Origin of the sequence: Oceanobacillus chungangensis, assembly GCF_003369565.1 — a bacterium.
Classification (GTDB): Bacteria; Bacillota; Bacilli; order Bacillales; family Amphibacillaceae; genus Oceanobacillus; species Oceanobacillus chungangensis.
The window spans coordinates 1-20,043 of the sequence record NZ_PIOD01000023.1; the positions used below are offsets into that span (position 1 = coordinate 1).

The window sequence follows — 20,043 nt, forward strand, 5'->3', positions numbered from 1 at the left end:
GGATACTAATCGATCGAGGACTTAACTAAATTCTTATTTGATTGTCGTTGACCATTACTCTTATTTAGTTTTTAAGGTATAAGGTAGATTTTTTCAGAAAAGACCTTGACAACCTTAACGAAATCAAGTATAATATAGATTGTCACTAATTTTTAAAAAAGATAATTTGGATCTAAATTGTCTGGTAGTAATAGCGAAGAGGTCACACCTGTTCCCATCCCGAACACAGTAGTTAAGCTCTTCAGCGCCGATGGTAGTTGGGACTTTGTCCCTGCAAGAGTAGGACGCCGCCAGGCAATCTCCATTCAGCATTAATATAATGCCAGAATGAAGCTGATCCGAATAGACTTGCAATAGGACAGGCGATTATGCTTGGACATAGGCATGGTATTCGAATTATTCCACAGTAGCTCAGTGGTAGAGCAATCGGCTGTTAACCGATCGGTCGTAGGTTCGAATCCTACCTGTGGAGCCATGGAGAGCTGTCCGAGTGGCCGAAGGAGCACGATTGGAAATCGTGTAGGCCGTTACACGGCCTCGAGGGTTCGAATCCCTCGCTCTCCGCCATTTTAAATAAATAACGGCCCGTTGGTCAAGCGGTTAAGACACCGCCCTTTCACGGCGGTATCACGGGTTCGAATCCCGTACGGGTCACCAATAATGGAGGATTAGCTCAGCTGGGAGAGCACCTGCCTTACAAGCAGGGGGTCGCAGGTTCGAGCCCTGCATCCTCCACCATAATTTTTAATATCACCGCGGGGTGGAGCAGTCTGGTAGCTCGTTGGGCTCATAACCCAAAGGTCGTAGGTTCAAATCCTGCCCCCGCAACCAAATTAATTAATAAATGTTTTGTACATAAAACATTCCAATAACATATTATATATGGTCCGGTAGTTCAGTTGGTTAGAATGCCTGCCTGTCACGCAGGAGGTCGCGGGTTCGAGTCCCGTCCGGACCGCCATCTATATATGGCTCGGTAGCTCAGTCGGTAGAGCAAAGGACTGAAAATCCTTGTGTCGGCGGTTCGATTCCGTCCCGCGCCATCTTTTTATGGAGGGGTAGCGAAGTGGCTAAACGCGGCGGACTGTAAATCCGCTCCTTCGGGTTCGGCAGTTCGAATCTGCCCCCCTCCACCATTATTTTTATAAGCAAGTAGGGGTATAGTTTAACGGTAGAACTACGGTCTCCAAAACCGTCAATGTGGGTTCGATTCCTACTACCCCTGCCATTTTAATTTACGGCGGTCGTGGCGAAGTGGTTAACGCACCGGATTGTGGCTCCGGCACACGTGGGTTCGATCCCCATCGATCGCCCCATAAATAATTATTAATAACCAATTTAAATATTGGGCTATAGCCAAGCGGTAAGGCATCGGGTTTTGATCCCGTGTATCCTAGGTTCGAATCCTAGTAGCCCAGCCATTTGCGGAAGTAGTTCAGTGGTAGAACACCACCTTGCCAAGGTGGGGGTCGCGGGTTCGAATCCCGTCTTCCGCTCCAATATTTATTTTTAATTATAAATGGCGGTATAGCCAAGTGGTAAGGCAAAGGTCTGCAAAACCTCTATCACCGGTTCAAATCCGGTTACCGCCTCCATAATATTATAATAACATGCCGGTGTGGCGGAATTGGCAGACGCGCGGGACTCAAAATCCCGTGTCTTCACGGACGTGTCGGTTCGACCCCGACCACCGGTATCTTGAGATTAATTTTAGTTACGATAGAAATACAAAAAAAGCTCATAAACCTTGATATGAAAAGGTTTATGAGCTTTTTTGTCGACTTAAAATGATTCATCTTAGTAGTCCGATAAGACTGTTCGTACTTAGTTTAACCAAATCATTCTGTCGACTTTCTCTTATATCCCCAAGTCTTGTTTATATTTATGGTGTTATTAGTAAACTATGATAATACTTCATATCCAGAACGGAGGGATGATAAAGAAAGATGCGTTCGAATTACTAGGATGTGTAAGGAAATACTAGATGCTGAAGAACCATTTTATTGGAATTGCGATTTATCAGAAAGAGAAAAAGAGGGTAGCATGACGGACCTTGAACACGTAGAAGAGAAGATGTTTTTTGGTTATAATAAAATAACTAATAAAGAAGTTATCCTTTTTAATCCTTTTACTGTTATAAAGAAATCGCTTAGGCGGTCATTTTAATTTATAAAAAATAACCCCAATCCGGGGTTTAATCAATCTGAATATCTATAATATCATGAAAGTCTATTTTCGTCCGCTCAAAATCATCCATCTTTAAATATTTGTCATTGTAATTGACGCTATATATTTTATCTTTTATTAAGAGGTAATCGTGATTACCATAGTACTTAATTTCAACCTCAAGATTTTTGCTAATCACTTCATGAAGTTTAATTCCAATCTCCTCTAGTTGTTGTTCGTCTAAAATCGGCTTTATCTGGTTATCCATGCCATCCCAGTAATCGTTGATCATTTGAATATGCTCCGGCATCATCATTGCAGTCCACTTAATAGTTCCACGGTCATTAACTTTGCTCATAATTATGCAGTCACTCTCTTTCTAACAGGTCCAGCTGAAAGTATGTTTTTATGGTTAAACGTTCGCACTTTTTTACGCAAAAAACAAAAGGCGATAATCGATTCATCGTTAATATCAATTACCCTGATAATCCTTTGAGCAACATTATTATTACTGTCAATGTAGAATATCATTATCTTTTCCTTGTTATCCTTCGAACGCATAATCAATCCTTTCACGCTGATACCTCCTATTTTAGGAACTAATGTTCCGAACGTTTGTTTCTATTCTAACACATATTAAATATTTTATACAAAGGTATTTTTTGTTATATCTAGAAATGGATTAATCGGGAGGGATAGATAATGTAATGGCAAATGCCGCCAAGCACAATAGATTATAAATTAGTTGCTACGTTTATAGCAGGTGGGTGGAAATACATACCTTACAGTCCTAACAGAAGATGGACGTTGAATATTAATGGGGAAGCCGTCGGATTGTTGTAAGATGAGGATCCGAAAGATTATTTAATGTCGATGCGAGAAGATATCGAGAATGCCATCTATGACATTGAATTAATAAATATAGAATTAATCAATTACTAAAATTTATTATGACGAGAAAATTTTGATAATCATTCAACAGGTATAGGCGGCTGGAAGGATTGGAAAGATTATGTAGATGTGGAATATCGCGAGTCGGAGTGATTATAGTTTTTTACCATAAAAAGCCCCCTTAGACTAGGTACATCCTAAGGGGAATAAATCTTCACAACTATTTAATAACCGTCACGGCTTTGTTTTAAGTCGTATCTTTTTTTACAAATATCGTGACTTTATTTCAAACTAAAAACACGTGCAAGGCCATTGGCGCAGCCTCCATTGTCCCGGCAATATCTATTATTTTTATTATTATCAACGGGAAGGGCAGTCAAATCAGTCTATTTATTACTAGAATAAAGCTCTTTTATTTCATCTGGGCTTAGCGCTTCTTTATAGATACGAACTTCATCTACTAAACCTTTTGTCTGAAGTCCATTGGGTCCCCAAGGTGCACCGCCAATAATTAACGGATTATTATTAGGTGCAATTGGATTCATTCCTGCTGCTACACTTGCAACCTCTTCACCATTGACATAGCCAGTGACCTCTCCATTTTGTTTCCATGATAATGCTAAATGCGTCCATTCATTGGAAGCAAATGTGCCTTTATTAAAGCTAATTCTGCTTCCATTATCATCCCACATCTCCGGATATAATCCTCCATTTACACCTAAAACATAACCATTTCCAATTGTAGTCTTACCGATAATTTTCTGATCTGAATTCGTGTCTTCGAGGTTAACCCATAGTCCAATTGTAAATTCATCATCACCATTCAACAGTTCAGTAGAAGGAATTTCAACCCAGCCACCATTTAATCGAATCGCTTTTCCGACTTTTCCCTCTACAAACGAAACATCACCACGTATTATTCCATCATGTCCATAGGGTGAGGCATCCTCCGCATTATCTTCAAAATCAAGTGACAGCACCGGACTATCATGTAATGCTTTTAATGTTCCTGTTAATTCATTGATTTTGACTTGGTGTATTCCTAGTGCAACATCACTTACCGTAAATGTCACATTCGTATTTTCACCAGGGGCAAGGGTAATTGTTTTTGTTTCTATTAGATCACCATCAAAAGAAAAGTCAATTTGTTTGTCTCCAGCTAATAATCCTATGTTTTCAACATTTACCGAAATAGTAGCTTCTCCTCCCGGTTCAATTGTTGGAGCAGACAGCTTGGAAACGTCAAAGATAGGAATTTGTTCTATTTCATCCTTATATTTCCATTTCCCTTTTCCTTTACCTTGATTACCGTCTAATCTTGTAACAGAAGTAATTAGTGCGTTTATGTCCGCACTTAGTTTTTCTTTCGCATCTTTTGTGATGTTTCCAGACTCCTTATTGATGAATCTCAATAGATCATCGAGCTTATCAGCTGCCTGTTTAAAATGCTCTTTTTCAAACTGATCTTCAGCCTGCCTTAATTTGGTGTCAAACTGCTTGACTAGAGACCCCTTAATATCCCCAGAATCACGATAACCTTCATATCGGTCTCTCACTTGTACAAACTTTTCATCTGTATTTCCATAACCGAGAAATTCAATTTCGGAAAATGAAGTTGAACTATCTTCTCCACCCTCCGTTACTTGTAAACGATAATAGTTATACTCACCAGGGTTTTGAATCGTAAATGGCTTAGTGAAATTACGCCATTCAAACTTAATATCTGCTTTCTCATCAAGTATGGTCCATTCTTTTCCATCTTTAGATCCTAACAATGTCCAGCTTTGCGGATCCGCCTGTTCGTTGTCAGCTGAAGTAATGGTGTACATCAATGCCCTTTCTGCACCATATTTGAACTGATATTGAATCCATGGTTCATCACTTTCCAATGTTACTTTTGTTCCTGAGTTGTTATCGAAAAGGCGATTCGCAACGCCTTTATCACTATGATAGGCCTTACCATTAACATCATTTGTCAAATCTTTTAATGGATCAGGAAGTAATGAAGAACCGTTAGTAGAACTATCTGTAATGGATGCAGGCAGCGCGTCTTCACCTGTTCCCCATTCAGATGGCTCTGGTCCCATATTAAATTCAAGTTTAGCCCCTTTAGCTAACAGGTCATGTGAGAGTGTTGTCTTATGATAAGACTTACCATTCACCTTCAAGCCCTGTACATATTTATTCTCTTTGCTTACATTCGGAGCTTCAATAACAAGATCCTTGCCATTTTCTAAATGAATGGTCATTTTCTCAAAGATAGGTGCACCGATTGCGTATTCTGGCAGCCCCATTTGTAACGGATAGAAACCTGCTGCACTGAAAATATACCATGCAGACATTTCACCGTTATCTTCATCACCCGGATATCCTTGGCCAATTTCACTTCCTATATAAAGTCGTGATAATACTTCGCTAACCTTTTCTTGCGTTTTCCAAGGCTGGCCTGAGTAATTGTACATATAAGCAATATGGTGGGCAGGTTGATTGCTATGTCCATACATTCCCATTCGAACATCTCTTGCCTCACGCATTTCATGGATGATCCCCCCATAATGTCCCGGAAATAAGGCAGTTTCTGGAGTGGTGAAAAATTCATCTAGTTTATTAGCAAGTTCATCTCGTCCACCATAAAGGTTGGCTAAGCCTTGACCATCCTGTGGAACGTGAAAGGCCATATTCCATGCATTTGTCTCTGTGTAGTCGCCTCCCCATTCTCTAGGGTCAAAATTAGCCGGTGTAGATCTCCATTTACCTGAAGCATTTTTACCCATAAAAAATTCTGTTTCCGGGTTAAACATGTTCACATAGTTTTGAGCTCGTGACCAATAGTAGTTATAATCTGCTTTATACTGCTCATATTTTGGATTATTTTTATTAGTCTTTTCCATAAGTTCTTTAGCCATATTAGCAATAGCAAAATCATTTATATAGCCATCCATTGCCCATGACATGCCTTCACCGGTTGAATTACTCGTATAACCGTTAAAAATAGATGTCGATAATCCTTTTCGGCCAACGCTTTGATTACTGCTTGCAACAGAGGCATTTTTTATTGCAGATTCATAATAGGCTTCTACATCAAAGTTGGTTACGCCTTTCTGATAGGCATCCCCAAACGCCACATCCGAACTAGTACCAACCATTAAATTTGCATAACCAGGAGAAGACCATCTCGAGATCCAGCCACCGTCTTTATACTGTTGGACGAATCCATCAATCATTTCCCCAGCCTGTGTAGGCGTCAATAATGTATAAGCTGGCCACGTTGTTCGGTACGTATCCCAAAAACCATTGTTTACATATGGCTTTCCTTCTACAATATCAGCTCCTGTTTCCGTAGCAGTGTTCTCTCCAACCCCTTCAGAAAATGGACTAGCATATTGATAAACAGGATTATCCATTGTACCAGTGTTTTCATAGGCTACATTAGGATATAAGAATAGACGGTACATGTTTGAATATAGTGTTACAAGCTCATCATTCGTTGCCCCGTCTACTTCAATAATACTTAGTTTTTCATTCCAGAGCTCTTTTGCCTTTTCCTTTAAGTCTTCAAAACTGTCATCAGACTTAATATCTTGTTCTAAGTTCTTCTTGGCTTGTTCAACACTAATTAGTGATGTTGCAATTTTCATTGTGACAGTTTTATCGGTACCAGAAGTGTCAAATTGCAAATAACCCGTGACATTGTCTCTTCCTTCACCAGTCAATTTACCACTTGCTTTTACCGGTTTATCAACTGTTGCATATATAAACATTCTTGTTGCGCCTGTAGATAGACCACTCTTAACATCTGAGTATCCTTTGATCGTTTGCTTGTCTGCATCTAAGGTTAAGCCACCATTATTGTTCACATTGTCAAAGATAAGATTTGACGTATCTTCTGTAAATGTAAAGGTAAACATTGCCGCTCGATTCGTAGGAGTCATTTCTGTTTGAATACCGTTTTCAAACGTCACACTGTAATAATGAGGTTTTGCTATTTCATTTTCATGCTTAAATGGGAGTGCTCTGTCATTACGATCAGCACTTGGGTTCCCACCGGCAGACGGCATAACCTGGAATGTCTGACGATCTCCCATCCATGGGCTTGTTTCATGACTGAGTGAGAATGCCTCTATTTCTGGAAGATTATTAGCATTATTAGATTGCTGATAACTATAAAGCCAACTTGTTGAGCCCGCGTCTGTTGCAGGAGTCCAAAAGTTAAACCCGTGTGGAACAGCTACTGCAGGGAAATTGTTCCCACGTGAAAAAGCTCCATTTGAATTCGTTCCTCGCAAAATATTTACGTGATCAACAGGACTTGAGTAGGTTGTCTGTTCTGGTTTACCTTCGATTTTAATATCGTCAATACTTCCTTTAAAGACTCCCGGTCCTTCTGGGTTTTTGTAGGCTACTATTATCCTATCAATAGTTTTACCCTCAGCAACTAGGCCAATGTCAGCGCGTTTATAGTTCCATTGATTCGGATAAAGTGTTTTTGATTCCCCTTGTTTCTGCGGATTTAACACAACACCATGTTGGTCTTTTGCGCCCAGTTCACTTAAATAGGAACCATCGGTAAATACTAGATCAACAGATACATAGGTACTAGAATAATCCAGCTGTTCCTGATCGACGAACTGTGGATGGATATAATAAGATAGCTGGGATTCCTTTGAAACTTCAATGTTCACATCTAAGATCTTATTATACGCATATGCCTCCCCATCAACTTCATGTCTGCCTTCATAAGTTAGTGCTTTTTTACCTGTCCATCCAACTCTAGTCTTTGCAGTATAACTGCTCGTTGGACCATCACTGACAAATGTTTTCATATCTGATGGTGGTGGGGGAGGGACATCAATTCCATTAGATAATGCGACCTCCGCTAATTGAGTAAGCCCATCACCAGCGTTTTCCGTTATAGTTAACCGGTAATAAGTGTATGATTCATTGTTTTCAAATTCAAATACTTTTCTTTCGTATCTTTTTTCAAAAACTTGATCAGTCCTGGTGTCTAACTTCACCCAATTTTCCTTGTCATTTGATCCAGAAAATGTCCAATTCTTCGGATCTCTTCCCGGTGCATCATTTGCTGATGTCAGTGCATATTTAACTAACTTTTCTGGCTCAGTAAAAGAAAATTCAATCCAGGTACTTGACTCAAAAGCTAACCATTTCGACTGTGTGCTTCTATCAATTAAATTTGTTGCTACTTCATTTGGGGGATTGTGGGCACTTGCTGTAACTTTTTCTACTTTATGTGTTATATCTCCTTGAATGGAATCGTAAGGAATTTCCCCAATCACACCCGAGGTCATTTTATTCCCATCTTGATCTACTTCTGAAGTATTTTCCCATGTTGGTTGTGGATCGCTTGCTTCAAATGATGAAGTAAAATTACTTGATGAAGCTGCTTCAGTCACAGTAGTTTTTATTGGTGAAATTGGTAGTATCGAGACTATCAAAAGAAAACAAAGCAAAACTGACATTATTGGTATAAACTTTTTCCTCACTATTCTTCCTCCTTTTAGATTATTAGGCTGTTTTATCGATTAATTCTCCTCCTTTTACTTACCATTTCTCAAGCCTATTACTAGTCAGCATAAGTATACTTCACAACTTTGTAAGCGCATTCATAAATAGGAGGATTTTTTTACGAATTTATAGACTTTTTTACGAATTAAAACCAGTATAACATTCCTATAAGTGAGGCAAAGGGTCTGGCCCAATAGCGGTGGATTAAAATACTATTAACTAGTCCATAAATTAAGAGACAGTCTCCAAAGTTCGGCCATCGAACCCGTTAAATCGTAATCAAGAATGCTCTTTAACTTTGCCAACACTATTCCACGTTCTTCTCTGAACTATTCGGTGTATCTCAATTCCCATCCTTCAAATTCCAAATTCATCGATCATATCTTCTACTTTTTCATTAACATCGGTATCAATCTCATATTTTTCAGTTCACCGCTGTAACATAAAGTTTAATCCCATGCCCTCTATGTTGTTTAATTAACCTAAAGAAAGTAGTAGTTAAATAGAAACTCCAGTCTGAATATCAATTCATTATCGCTCTGGTCAATCAACTTTGTTGGAATTTATTTAAATATCCATTTCCCCACTATCCCCGATTTGGTTTATAATAAAAGGATGGCCCATGGAAATGTTTGATGGTGGGAAGAAGATTAAGTAGGTGAGTACGATCGATTTGATAGAAACACGGGTGCGCGGATTTATTGCAGATATTCAACACCCGAAACAAAGAAAGAAGATTAATATAAATGATTTAGAGCTTCAATTACGGAAGCTTTTGGATAATTATTTTGAAATGAATGGGTATCAGTTGTTTTATGAAGTCATTGGAAAATTGCAGGAGGAAGGCGTACTTTCTCTGATTCAAAATAAACAATACAATGGCAAGTCACCGGCTCTGCCTCTGTATTCCTGGGTGAATACCAAAGCCGAGGAAATGAAGTGGGACCGGCTGAAGATGATGAGGTTAAGTGACAAGTTTGATTTTACATATTATGAGCACCACCCTGAATATCAAACAGAAGAAGAATGGCAAAAAATCGATAATTTATATACATTTTTGCAAACTGCTGACGAACGGGAAGTTGTGTCCGTTGAAGAAAGAAGTCTGGAACTGTTCGGCCATGAAAAATTCTTGCAAGATAGTGATCTATTTCCAGAGGGGAAAAGCTTTTTAAATCGAATCGGCATTCCAAAAGAGCAATTAAAAATGGTGAAACTTGGCGAGCCGTTTGTATTTTGGATGAAACAAGGAAAAGAAATTAAAGATGTTCAGCGCGTTCTGATTGTGGAAAATCTAGCATTCTTCCATACTTCGATTAAGCTGTTGGAAGCGGACGTGCTTGATTATGAGCCGGAGCTCATTATTTATGGTGAAGGAATGAAAATCGAACGAAGCTTTTCTTTTTTCTTTCAGATGTTTCCACAGAAAAACTATCTAATTTACTACGCTGGGGATCTGGATGCGGAAGGTTATGGGATTCTCATTCGGTTAATGGAGAAGTTCCCGGATACAAGTATACAGCCAGCATTAAAAATTTATCGAAAAATGCTCAAGTTTATCGAACAAAGAAATGACCAAAACATTAGACAAACACAAAACATGATTTACCGTGATGCTTTCTTCCAGTGGTTTACGGAAGAGGAGCAGCAGTTATTACAGCAATTATGGCAAGAAAATAAACGAATACCCCAAGAAGTATTAACAATTGAAACATGGAGGGGCTTGATGTGAATGAATCATGGGAAGGTTTTGCAGGACGTATGCAACGACTCAATCCGTTATTTGAGCTAGGGCGGGGAATGGAAGTGGGCGAGTTAAAACCCTATCTCCAAACCATCCTCATGCAAGTGCTCCTGACCATCTTTTATCGAGAATTAAATGATGATGACCATCGGCGTAAATCCGATATTAAATATATGGTAGAAGATACAATGAAGCAAATGAAGTTACTCGCAGATGAGAAGCAAATTGAACGGATTACGAGTGGGCTACTTTATTCAGGGAAAGAAGAATACAGTCAACCATTTGAGGCTAACTATTATGATGAAGTACGACAATCATGGGAGACGCAAGTGTTCCGTTATGTGACGATGGATGAACTTTATACGAATTTAGAAATTGGTAGTGCCATCGTTTATAAGCTGACGGATGTAGCACAGGAAATGATTTTTATGAGTCGGGAAATGGCAGAAGAGTTTTCGATTACAATTGAACAGCTTTATAGTATCCAGCTAATTAAAAATGGTAATTTTCTTAAAGCGACAAGAAACCTCGATCACCTCATTTCACGGGTAAATCGCTTAATGGCCAATGAATTCTCCTTCGGGCAGGAAATGATTAATAATCCCAAAATCCTTTTAATAGAAGCAGAAAGGCAAAGAGCTGATAATCGGATTGAAATTGAAAAGCAATTTGAAGAAGAAAAGAATCACTTCCGGACGATTACGAGTATGATTGAAAAAACAAAACGCCAAAATGCAGAAGATGATGTCATTCATCGGGAATTAGTTCTGCTGCAGGAAAAGATTGGCCATTCTCGTCAATTGCATGATCGATTTGCAAAACTTGTTATTCAAAATATCTCGTACGAAATGAAATTAAAGGCGGAAAATCCTTCCTTGTTTTGGGAAAACAGTTTGGTCTCATTCAGAGAGCATATATATGAAAATTGGTTTTTGAAAGAAGGCGTGCAGTCGTTTACTGCAGTAGAAACCATCCTTTCTCCGTTATTTTCACCGGAAAATGAGTTTACTTTGCCACTCGATTGGATTTGGGGTGAGCAGGAATTCAATGAAAAAGAAGAAATTGAAGTGGTTGTTGAAGATGAGGAAAAAGAAGTTCTTGCCTATCAGCGCATTACGGACTGGGATTCGGTGGTTAAGGCATGGAGCTATGTGTTTCAATATTTACAAACACATCAAGAGTTTTCCTTAACCGATTTAAAAGAACTGCCGCTAGAGGTACAGGATTTATGGTTTGAGGAATCGGAAACGATCGATTTATGGATGATGTTTGATAAAAAACCGCTGAAGGTGCAAGTGCTTCATCGGAAGGTAGAGACCATTAATGATGAACGGGAGATTCTGCTATATAAACTGATGCAGGAATATCCGCAGTTTCAACAGTTTGAAGGCTTAAAAATTCATACAGAATTTGATCATCGTGCCGAGCCTTTCCTCTGGTATGAGATGAAAATCACACCGTTTAAGATCTGTATAGAGGAGGAGATTCGATGAACGCAGAAATTATCAAAAAAGCTTCAGCAGTCTACTTTTCATTATTAAAAGAAAAAGTGATTGATGAAACGAGTGAACATTTTCAGGATTATTTTGAACCTGAAGTGAGACAAACTGTCCTGTTGATGGCGGATGAATCGGGGACCTATATCATTGAAGCCCCGAAACGGATACATTTAGTGGTTCAGCCAACGGGTTCTGTTTTTGCAACTAATTTTACGCATATGCGGGACAAGCATAAGCAGGTTGAAACGAAAAAACACTTTCATTTGATGAGTGTGGTGCTAATGTCATTTTTGGCAAGTATCGATCAGAATCAGGCTGCTAAGGTTCGAGCGAAGCGGGAGGGCATTAGCTACTATTCTCTAGAACGACAAGTGAATGACCTAATGATGAATTGGGATAAAATCCTAAAAACGGATCCGAATTTTGGTACTGAAGAACGAATTGATATGAAGGATGTTGTTACGACCTGGAAGTATATGGAGGTCGACAGAGAAGATTTCGGTTTAAAAAAAGCGAATAAACGGACACGAATCGGGTTGATTGCTAGTAGCATGCGGCTACTCGAAACGGAAGGCCTTGTTGTCATACTCGACCGGGATGATATTCCTAAGGCGATTCCGAAACAAGAACTGTTTGAGCGGATTGAATACTTATATCACGATTACGATCGTTATGAATTTATGAAGAAATTAGTAACACAAAAGGAGCATATGCATGCCGAAGATACACAAGATTAGAATTGTTGGCCTGAAATACGATGGGATGCAAAAACAATATAAAGATACTACGTTCAATTTCCACAATGAAGAGACGTCCGTTAATGGCCTAATCTCGATGATGAATGGAGGTGGAAAAGGGGTATTCCTACAAGCCATCTTCCAAATCGTTAAACCCGGCACATCATGGGGAAAGCAAAACAATCGGTATTATCAGCAGTTCTTCTTTAATCAAAAGGAGCAGTTCATTCCGTACACCTTTCATGTCTTGATCCAATGGGAATTAGATGATGGGGACCGTCATCACCTTATCACAGGTGGAATGTTCTCGGCTGAACAACGGATTTCGATGAATGAGGAAGCAGAGAATGAAAATAAAACCCTGGAACAAGAAGCAAAAATCATCCCCAATATTACTTTTTACACACGGGAGTTTGAAACAAAAGAAGAAGCAGCCCTAGAGCATATACCTCTATATGAAGGTGGCAAGGTTACAGAAAATGAGCGTTTGAAAGATTACTTGAGATGGAATGGTTTTGATGTGTATAAGGATACGAAGAAACATTATCGTATTCTTGATACATACGCGATTAACCGGAAAGACTGGGATATTCTAAAAGATATTAATAAAGATGAGGGTGGCGTAGGGAAATACTTCGAGGGAGCCGAAGACGATCATTCCCTCTTTCAAAAACGGATTGTTCCTACGGTTAGTCAGGTATTACATCGAACGGAACATCAAAAGAATGATTTAGTTGAAATTTTTAAAAGTCAAGCGAGTATCGCCAAAGATTTGCCGGTGTTGTTAAAACGAGAACAAGCCCATAAGGAATTCCTGGAAGATATTGTTCCGTTTGAAGAACATTTGGCTAAAGGAATCGAACATAAAGACATCGTTCAAACCAGTATAAAGGAAGGCAGACAACTCCTCGGGGCTTTAGAACATTTGAAGGCCCAAGAAGAAGAAATGCTCCTTTCTATGGAGAAAGAGATGGAGGAACTACTCAGTAATTTAGAAGATTTACGTTATCAAAAAGATAATTTAGATTTTGCGTTGGCCCATCGTGAAGTTTTGGACTGGGAAAAGAAAATGGCTGAAGAAAAGGAGAAACATTTATCCTTACAAGAGGCCGCGAAGGAAAAGCAGGAAACTAAAGGCCAACTGGCGTTCCAACTTTTATTAAAAGAGTGGAGTGAAGTTGATCAAACGATACGCTTGCTTTCGGGGAACATTGCGAAACTGGAAGAAAACAGTGGGTTAGAAGAAGTCAATCAAAGAATGGCTGAAATTAAGGAAGAAGCTGCGAAACAATGGGCCGGGAGTTTTGAAGCTATCCAACAGGCTATTCAGCAGTATTTTGGCTATCAGAAGCATCTGAAAAAGAAAGCAACAGAACTTGCTAAACAGGATAAACAAAAGACACAAGAGATTGCCAGAATTAGTACAGAAATGGATAACCTATATACCGAAATACATAAGTATGAATCGAAGGAAGCGGCTTTTACGGAAGAGTTCGGCGACCGATTGATGTATGATTTTTCAGGATTGATCGATCACTTTTCAAATCAAATCGTAGAGAAACAGGCAAGGTTAGAAGAAATAAAAGAAAAAAATCATGCCACGAGTGAACGGCAAAACCAACTCGCTTCTGAACAAGGGACATTAACCCAATCGATTCAGTATACGCAAGAAAAATGTGAAGAATTGGCAAGTTCAAATGAAGTTCAAAAAGAAAAAGAAGTAAGACTTGCGTCTAAGCTTCATGGTTTACTAGATTCAGTGACAGAACCATTTAGCCATGCGCTTTTATCCAAATATGCCCTCCAGATTGAAGACCTATTAAAGCAAACCCTTGAACAAGCGGAAGGCATGAAGAAGGAATTATGGGAGATTCAGCTGGATTATACCTTAAATGATGAACCTTTCTGGATTGCCAATAAAGATGTGAAAGAACTAAAGGAATGGATTGATGAGAAGACGGGTATTGATGTCTTTTATGGAAGTCAATTTCTGCAGTCCCTAAGTCCAGAGGAACTGCAGCATCATATGGTGACCTATCCTCTTCTTCCATATGGTTTAGTTGTCAGCGGGCAACAATGGGAAAAGATTAATCAACAAATGCTCAAGTCTCGCATGTTTAATAGTCCGGTGCCGCTTTTCCTACGAGAGGAGATGACGGCGGGTTCCAGTCACGCATCGTTTGTCATTTTGAATGGAACCGAAAAAGAGCTGTTAACGGATAAACACCAATTTACCGAATGGAAAATCGAAATCGCGAAATCGATTGAAGAGAAGAAAAATACGCTAAACGAATTGGAAAAAACGGAAAAAGCCTATCGTCGCATCTTAAAAGAAATCGATCGCTTTGTTTCGGGTGAGCTTTCGAGTGATATTGAAAAGACATTGAATGCGGAGCAGAATGCCTTGCTTTCAAAGCAAACCCAATTGCAAGAGATTATTACCAAGCAAGTAAATGAGAAAGAAATCCAACTGCAGCTTAAAGAAGATTTGGAAAAAAACCAACGAAAAATTGAAAAGTTGTCTTCTAATATCGCTCGACTAGAAGAGTTTGCAGATGAGAAGGAGCTCTATCAAGAAAATAAACGGGTAAAACTGGAGAAAGAAAAACGAAAGGAAGCTAGCCTTAAGGCCGGGGAAGAGATTAGCCAAGCGTACGATGAATTCGTTGAGCTACAAAGCGAGTGGAATCAAACCTATGTAGAATGGAAGCTTTCGGTTGAGCAATCAATAAAGAAGATTGCCTACTTTATTGAAGAAGCTGCTTTTCCAAATGATAAAACAGGTGAATTATCGGAAGAGGTACCATCATTATCGGCCCATATTTTAGAAGACATCATGGGTAGTATCAATGAGTTAAGAAACTTGCAAAAATCAAAAGAAGAACAAGCACAAGAACTAATCATCAAGCAGACTGAAAAAGCAGGCGAGCAGAAGCAACAAAAGAAACTCGAGAAGAAGTTGAACTTGCTAAACGAGGAGTGGAAGGACGCTCCAGTTCCCGACGAACCGATCTCTATTTTAGAAAATATGCTGCAGACTGCAAACAAGGATTTGAAGGCAGCAGAAAAAGAAGAACGGGAGCAAGGAACGGCAGTCACTGTCGCGGAAACGTCGGTTCAACATGCGAATGTTCAGCGAGACAAGTCTGAGAAAAAGCTAGCGAAGTATGAAAAACAACCTGAGGCCTGGGAAAACTTGGACTTGGAAGTGAAAGCTGTTGAAATTAAAGACCAAACGAAGAAAACGAAAGCAGATATTAAGAATACGGAGAAACGCCAGAAGGAGTCGGAAGCGAATATTGCCGGTTATGAGGGCGATATGTTGACGCTCTCGGTTATTTTGAAGGAAGAAGCGGCTGCCTTTATGCAAGAAGATGTCGAAAAAATTAAGAGTCAAGGAAAGTCCTGTATTCTTAACTGGTGTGAGCAGCATCAAGCCTTAGAGGAAGAAGGCAAAGAGAAGTCTGCGAAGATTGAACAATCACTAAGAAATTTAAAACTGACAATCGAAGGCAAGGATTGGGAAATTCGTTTTAAAACGGAAGTGTTGACCACATTGGATCATATGGATACAAGACATTATGACCACATTCAAAGCGTCGTGAAAAATATGAAGCGCTTCTCACAAAGTGGATTGGAACAATTAGAACGGGACAAGGAAAGAGCGGAAAAGGCACAAAATTTCTGGGCTAGTCGTGCTAGCATGAAAGTGATGAGCATTTCCGAAGCGGTTCGTTCAATGATTGCAAAAATGAGGTTGAAAAATGAACGAGGTACATTCCCACTTGTCCAGCTTAAAGAGGATATATTACCGAAGAAGGCCGAAGAAATCGAGCCACTATTAAGGCAGCATTTCGTCTCAAGCATCAATCAAATCACGAAGCAATTTGATTTAATTGACGATAATAATCACGCCTTAGATCAAGAAATCAAACAACTCGTTAGCGATGAGAAAATCTTATTTGTGTCACTCAGAAATCGTTATCCAGAGCTTCTTGTCTATAACATGCGAACGGATAATGCGTTTATGTATGGGAAACCCCAACGGGAGCATTATTCTACATGGCAAACAATTAATCAAGGTTCAAAGACGAAATCGGATGGAAGCGGCGGGCAAAAGCTATCTGCTCGCATGGTAATGATGATGATGTTACTATCAGTGAAAAATGAAACAGATCAAAGTTGGGTGCCATTAGTTGTGGACAATCCATTCGGTCAAGCCGCATCTGCTCACGTTCTTGATCCAATCTTCGCTGTTGCAGAAAAACTGAAATTCCAATTCATCGTCGTTACGCCGCCTGAATTGGTCAAAACGGAAATTAGTCAACGATTTGAAGCCTATTATAAACTCGATTTCATTCGAGAAAAAGGGAAAGAAATTATTTCGGATACGATTGTACCAGCTTTTCGAATACATCAAGGGTTGAGTGTCTGACAAAAATCAACAAAGCAAAAAACTCATTAGAAAAGCTCGATAATTGTGTGGTGACCCCCAATGTAAAGCCGTACTCATTTTAAAAGGAGTACGGCTTTTTATTTTTGAGATTAATTGAAAAATATTATATGTTTATATCTATCCTGACCAGCAGATGCCAGAATTACTTATCAGATGAAGATAAATTTATTTAACCTATTGAAGATATCATAATTACCATTAAGAGCTTAATAATCGTTAACAATTTATTCATATAACTATGGGAAAATAGGGTATAGGAGTGATATAGTGAAGCGTCCTATTAAAGTTTTAATAATAGAAGACGATCCGAACATAGTTGAGTTGATCCAATTATATATGGACAAAATAGGCTTTTCCTCCATTTCTGCGTACGATGGAGAAGAAGGACTGGAACTTTTTTATAATGAGTCCCCTGATTGTATCATTCTAGATATCATGCTACCTAAAATGAATGGCTGGGAAGTTTGCAAAGCGATTCGTTTAGAAGATAAACAGATTCCTATCGTAATGCTGACAGGAAAAGGCGAAACCTATGATATCATTAATGGATTGGATATAGGAGCAGATGATTATATCGTCAAACCATTTGATCCAAACGAATTAATAGCCCGAGTAAAATCAGTATTACGACGAACAATTTTGTCAGAAAGTGAGAAAGACAATCTTCATTTTGACAATATCATAATTAATATGAAAGAATATCGTATATTAATAAATGGGGAAAAAGTACTGATGGCACCCAGAGAAATGGAATTATTTTATTACTTAGCAATGAATCCAAACCAGGTCCTTACAAGACAGCAGTTATTGGATCGCATATGGGGATTTGAATTTAATGGAGACCCTCGTACCGTTGATGTTCATATTAAACGAATCCGAGATAAGTTAGCTGCACATCACGCTGATTGGTCCGTAGTTACAATTCGAGGAGTAGGATATCGCTTTGAGGAGAAACATCATGCATAAAAAGAACACTATTTTTTCAAGGATGTATTTAAGTTATTCGTTCATTATTGTCCTTTCATTTTTGTTGTTTATTGGTGTCTTTTTCTATTTATTTCATATAAATCTCTACAAAGAATATGAAGATACATATCAGCATCAATATGTACAAATCGAAAAACAGTTGAAAAATCAGGATAATTATAATTGGAGTGCTAACGAAACAGCTGATATATTAAGTTACTCCCTAAATCAGCCTGGCTATCAAATTTATATCGTTGATGAAGAAAGCAAACAAATCTTTGGGCCAGATCCTAATCAAACCTCACAATTTATTTCTATTTCGGATGACATATTAAACCAGGTCACTGCAGGTGAATTAGTATCAGAGGGAGGTCTTGAGAATGGGGAACTTCGTTATACTGTTGCCTCGACGCTTACTTCTAATATAAATGGAGTAGACAAACCGATAATGGTAATGATTTTTCATGATTTAACCCATGAATATCAACAGGTTATTTGGATGATTTTATTTACATTTTTGATTGCTATTTTGTTTGCTGGCGTTATTTTATGGTTTATGTCGAAAAGAATAACAGCGCCGTTAAGAGAAATGAGCGAGATTACAAGACAGTATGCCAAAGGTGACTTTTCAAAGTCTGTTCAATATCAATTAAATGATGAAATTGGCCAATTGGCAAAATCATTTACGTATATGGCAAAAGAACTGAATGATTTGGAAACTAGGCGCAAACAATTTATATCAAATGTGTCACATGAATTACGTTCCCCTTTGACATCCATAAATGGATTTATCATTGCTTTAATGGATGGAACAATACCAAATAATAGACTAACTCATTATTATGGTTTAATGAAAGATGAGACAGAGCGAATGATTAAACTCGTAAATGATACATTGGATATGAATCAGCTTGAAGAGGGACATAGTAAAATTTTACGCACCGATTATAATTTAACAGACCAAATATATAGAGTCATTCATAAACTTGAACCACACTTCATAAAAAAAGACTTGGAGATACGTGTTAATACGGAAAGTGAATACTATGTGTATGCAGATAAAGGGAGAATTGAACAAGTAATTGTTAACCTTTTGCAAAATGCGGTTCAATTTTCTAATAAAAATGCCAAAATTGATATAACTCTTATTAAGGATGGGCAGTATGTAAACGTGCTGATTCAAGATTTTGGAGAAGGAATAGAAGAAGAACAATTAGATTTGATTTGGAGGAGATTCTATAAGGTTGACGAGGCTCGTACGAATAAATCTGGTGCTGGTCTTGGATTAGCGATTGTAAAATCTATTTTGGATCTACATGAAACTGAAATTAAGGTTAGGACCAAACTAGGTGAAGGGACAGCTTTCACGTTTACGCTTCCGCTTAGTGAATAATTCTGAACATGCATCTCTAGTAAAGGGCTATCGAATGAATCGATAGTCCTTTTTGATGTAAGAAGATAGAATATGAATTCTATCATAGAAGTCCTTTTTTCTTCTTCAGACAAACTCGTTTGTTAACGTTTTGTTCATATTCACTTGGTAATATGTATCATGACAAATAAATCAGAAAGGATGTGAAACATGTATTCATTGAATTATATTCTTCATATCGTTGGTGTTGTAATATGGATAGGCTCGTTTTCAGTACTTGGATATCTATTAAAATCAATGATAAACCAAGAAAAAAGCTTAACAGATTTTTCTCCTTTAATAAAGAGAATACAAAGCTGGGTAACGATAGGAGTCCTACCAAGCCTATTACTGATTCTTCTATCTGGAACGTACATGATTTTACAATTTAATCGGGATACAATGCCACTATATTTAACAATCATGGAACAAGGTGGGACATTAATCATTCTGCTAACGATAATTTTGGTATCAATGTACAGTGTAAGATTAACGAAGAAACTGCAAGGTATCACATTAAGAAAAGATAAGTCACTCGCACAACTAACAAAAATATATGCTAATTTTTTATTGATCTCTACCTTTCTTGGAATCGGCATTATTATTATCGTTGGCTTAAGGTTGGCTTAATCGGATAGTTAGGAAGG

General features: G+C 38.4%; 10 protein-coding genes, 14 tRNA genes and 1 rRNA gene. 22 read left to right on the top strand and 3 right to left on the bottom strand.

The window, feature by feature from the left end; translation table 11 throughout:
• The first annotated feature begins 180 nt into the window (after positions 1–180).
• The 15 genes from rrf to CWR45_RS16110 all read left to right on the top strand — a co-directional run bounded on the left by rrf (position 181) and on the right by CWR45_RS16110 (position 1,696).
• Positions 181–296: ribosomal RNA gene (gene rrf, locus CWR45_RS16040) — 5S ribosomal RNA — on the top strand.
• A 104-nt stretch (positions 297–400) separates the two neighbouring features.
• Positions 401–475 (top strand) — tRNA-Asn (locus tag CWR45_RS16045).
• A 1-nt stretch (position 476) separates the two neighbouring features.
• A tRNA-Ser gene (locus tag CWR45_RS16050) sits at positions 477–567 on the top strand.
• A gap of 15 nt (positions 568–582) precedes the next feature.
• A tRNA-Glu gene (locus tag CWR45_RS16055) sits at positions 583–657 on the top strand.
• A gap of 5 nt (positions 658–662) precedes the next feature.
• Positions 663–738: transfer RNA gene (locus CWR45_RS16060), tRNA-Val, on the top strand.
• Positions 739–754: 16 nt separating this feature from the next.
• Positions 755–831 (top strand) — tRNA-Met (locus tag CWR45_RS16065).
• A gap of 53 nt (positions 832–884) precedes the next feature.
• Positions 885–961: transfer RNA gene (locus tag CWR45_RS16070), tRNA-Asp, on the top strand.
• 9 nt (positions 962–970) lie between these two features.
• Positions 971–1,043 (top strand) — tRNA-Phe (locus CWR45_RS16075).
• Positions 1,044–1,052: 9 nt separating this feature from the next.
• Positions 1,053–1,136, top strand: a tRNA-Tyr gene (locus tag CWR45_RS16080).
• A gap of 18 nt (positions 1,137–1,154) precedes the next feature.
• Positions 1,155–1,228, top strand: a tRNA-Trp gene (locus CWR45_RS16085).
• A 12-nt stretch (positions 1,229–1,240) separates the two neighbouring features.
• A tRNA-His gene (locus CWR45_RS16090) sits at positions 1,241–1,316 on the top strand.
• Between the two features lie 30 nt (positions 1,317–1,346).
• Positions 1,347–1,421 (top strand) — tRNA-Gln (locus tag CWR45_RS16095).
• A 3-nt stretch (positions 1,422–1,424) separates the two neighbouring features.
• A tRNA-Gly gene (locus CWR45_RS16100) sits at positions 1,425–1,499 on the top strand.
• A gap of 22 nt (positions 1,500–1,521) precedes the next feature.
• Positions 1,522–1,595 (top strand) — tRNA-Cys (locus CWR45_RS16105).
• A 17-nt stretch (positions 1,596–1,612) separates the two neighbouring features.
• Positions 1,613–1,696 (top strand) — tRNA-Leu (locus tag CWR45_RS16110).
• A gap of 498 nt (positions 1,697–2,194) precedes the next feature.
• Here CWR45_RS16110 and CWR45_RS16120 read toward each other — a convergent pair.
• From CWR45_RS16120 to CWR45_RS16130, 3 genes are all read right to left on the bottom strand, one after another.
• On the bottom strand, positions 2,195–2,524 hold the full coding sequence (locus CWR45_RS16120) for a YolD-like family protein (protein ID WP_115750879.1): 330 nt from the start codon (positions 2,522–2,524) through the stop codon (positions 2,195–2,197).
• Between the two features lie 2 nt (positions 2,525–2,526).
• A complete protein-coding gene (locus CWR45_RS16125) occupies positions 2,527–2,742 on the bottom strand; it encodes a hypothetical protein (protein ID WP_115750880.1) in 216 nt (71 codons plus the stop codon).
• Positions 2,743–3,443: 701 nt separating this feature from the next.
• On the bottom strand, positions 3,444–8,561 hold the full coding sequence (locus CWR45_RS16130; RefSeq protein ID WP_115750881.1) for a GH92 family glycosyl hydrolase: 5,118 nt from the start codon (positions 8,559–8,561) through the stop codon (positions 3,444–3,446).
• 680 nt (positions 8,562–9,241) lie between these two features.
• Here CWR45_RS16130 and CWR45_RS16135 point away from each other — a divergent pair.
• From CWR45_RS16135 to CWR45_RS16165, 7 genes are all read left to right on the top strand, one after another.
• On the top strand, positions 9,242–10,315 hold the full coding sequence (locus CWR45_RS16135) for a Wadjet anti-phage system protein JetD domain-containing protein (protein WP_115750882.1): 1,074 nt from the start codon (positions 9,242–9,244) through the stop codon (positions 10,313–10,315).
• Positions 10,312–11,820 carry a hypothetical protein gene (locus CWR45_RS16140; RefSeq protein ID WP_115750883.1) on the top strand — a complete coding sequence of 503 codons (1,509 nt, stop codon included), beginning with the start codon at positions 10,312–10,314 and terminating at the stop codon, positions 11,818–11,820. The genes CWR45_RS16135 and CWR45_RS16140 overlap by 4 nt, the downstream gene beginning before the upstream one ends.
• Positions 11,817–12,563 carry a DUF6063 family protein gene (locus CWR45_RS16145; protein WP_115750884.1) on the top strand — a complete coding sequence of 249 codons (747 nt, stop codon included), beginning with the start codon at positions 11,817–11,819 and terminating at the stop codon, positions 12,561–12,563. The genes CWR45_RS16140 and CWR45_RS16145 overlap by 4 nt, the downstream gene beginning before the upstream one ends.
• Positions 12,541–16,998, top strand: a complete 4,458-nt coding sequence (locus tag CWR45_RS16150) for a coiled-coil domain-containing protein (RefSeq protein WP_115750885.1) — start codon at positions 12,541–12,543, stop codon at positions 16,996–16,998. The genes CWR45_RS16145 and CWR45_RS16150 overlap by 23 nt, the downstream gene beginning before the upstream one ends.
• 288 nt (positions 16,999–17,286) lie before the next feature.
• Positions 17,287–17,985, top strand: coding sequence for a response regulator transcription factor (locus tag CWR45_RS16155; protein ID WP_115750886.1), 699 nt, complete (start codon positions 17,287–17,289; stop codon positions 17,983–17,985).
• Positions 17,978–19,378 carry a sensor histidine kinase gene (locus tag CWR45_RS16160; RefSeq protein WP_115750887.1) on the top strand — a complete coding sequence of 467 codons (1,401 nt, stop codon included), beginning with the start codon at positions 17,978–17,980 and terminating at the stop codon, positions 19,376–19,378. The genes CWR45_RS16155 and CWR45_RS16160 overlap by 8 nt, the downstream gene beginning before the upstream one ends.
• 189 nt (positions 19,379–19,567) lie before the next feature.
• Positions 19,568–20,026, top strand: a complete 459-nt coding sequence (locus CWR45_RS16165) for a hypothetical protein (protein ID WP_115750888.1) — start codon at positions 19,568–19,570, stop codon at positions 20,024–20,026.
• The last annotated feature ends 17 nt before the right edge of the window (positions 20,027–20,043 follow it).